Below are 1,146 nucleotides of genomic sequence, written 5' to 3'. Positions count from 1 at the left end.
AGCCATCTCCAATTTCTGCATCTGCTCGAATAATACGGGGATGTCATCTACCCGTTCCGTGATAAGAGTGAGCGTTTCGGTCATGAAACGAGGTTACCTCAAATTTGCTAAACCCCTCAAAAAATGAGCGAACCATGAGTAATAAGAATGAACACAACCAATAACCAACAGAATAGGAACCAGAATATTATTTCTTACTTGTTCATCAACAGAATAATATAGCCATATAAATGGAGGTACTGATACCAACACAAACAAACTAAGCACTACAGATTTCGTTTCAGGCGACATTTCACACCTATCTCCGTATCCTATACCTCTAATAAAAACTTAGCCGCCGCCGCGGGGGTGCGATCTATGGCGACCACGGGGCGTCCGAGTTCTTCGTTCACTTGGGTCAGGGTCATCTCGTCCAGAAAGATCTCAGTGCCGTCGCGGAGCATGACATTGGGGATGAGGATTTCGTCGCCTAAGTCCGGGAAGGCTTTGAGAGCGTTGATTAAGTCCCGTCCAACAATCAGACCGGCGATATTGATATTTCCCTCGAAGAACGTATTGTGGATCGCGCAGACATTGATCTCTAAGCCCTCGACTTTATTGAAAATCTCCGCAAGCTGCGTCAGGAGCGGCCCGGCGATCTCGCCGGTGGCGAACGTGACGCGCCTTGGGCGTGGAGCTCGCTTGGGCAGGTCGCGCTTGAGCTTTTCGCACTCGTCTAAAAACAAGCGCACTAGACCGATGCCGTCTTCGAGCTGTGGGAAGCCCTCGTAGTGGGAGCGTGCGGGGATCGGGAGGCCGCCGCCGAGATAAAACTCGTCGGAGAGGTAGACGAAGCGCGTGCCCAGCTCTTTGAGGTACCAAGAGCGGAGCGGCTCCAGCTCGCGCACCCACCAGGCTTTCTGCTCCCCATTCCAGGTCTCGACCGGCGCGAGGCGCTCGCGGAACTGGGTGATACCAATCGGGACAACCGCCACGGAGATCACGCCACCAAACGCGCCGCGTGCTTTTGGGTGAAGCTTAGCCAAGTCCGTGAGGGTCTGGAAGAGGATCTCGCCGTCGTTGTAGTGCGGCACCAGCACCACTTGCGCATGAATCTGAATCCGGGCCTCGACCAAGCGCTCCAAGATGGGCAGAATCGGCTCGGGG

Annotated in this window: 1 protein-coding gene; it reads right to left on the bottom strand. The window is 54.1% G+C overall.

Translation table 11 applies throughout. The annotated features are described in order from the left end of the window. Positions 1 to 311 precede the first annotated feature (311 nt). On the bottom strand, positions 312 to 1,146 hold an 835-nt coding region (locus tag RMO15_RS29625), incomplete at its 5' end, for a DUF512 domain-containing protein (protein ID WP_309721645.1).

The sequence above is a fragment of the Armatimonas sp. genome (assembly GCF_031410135.1).
Lineage (GTDB): Bacteria > Armatimonadota > Armatimonadia > Armatimonadales > Armatimonadaceae > Armatimonas.
The sequence above is the reverse complement of the archived record's forward strand: the minus strand, read 5'-3'. Positions and strand labels throughout refer to the sequence as shown.